Source organism: Micrococcus sp. GbtcB5 (assembly GCF_019091605.1).
Taxonomy (GTDB): Bacteria; Actinomycetota; Actinomycetes; order Actinomycetales; family Micrococcaceae; genus Micrococcus; species Micrococcus luteus.
Map to the genome: position 1 here is coordinate 1 of NZ_JAGXJK010000323.1, position 248 is coordinate 248.

A 248-nucleotide genomic window follows, 5' to 3' on the forward strand; every position below is an offset into this window, starting at 1 on the left:
CCGCCCTGGAGTCCCAGAAGATCCAGGACGAGTACGACGTCCTCATGGCGAAGATCGCCGAGTCCAACCGGATCCTGGAGTCCCCGCAGCGTCAGCGCGAGGTGATCCCCGAGGAGCTCGCCGAGATCGTGGCCAAGCACGGCGACGACCGCCGCACCGAGATCATGGCCGGCTTCGACGACGACATGTCCATCGAGGACCTGATCCCCGAGGAGGAGATGGTCGTCTCCATCACCCGCGGCGGCTAC

The 248-nt window shown here is 66.1% G+C and carries 1 protein-coding gene; it reads left to right on the plus strand.

What is annotated here, in order from left to right:
* The coding region (locus KVS67_RS12535) for a hypothetical protein (protein ID WP_217565499.1) at positions 1-248 on the plus strand (248 nt) is incomplete at both ends.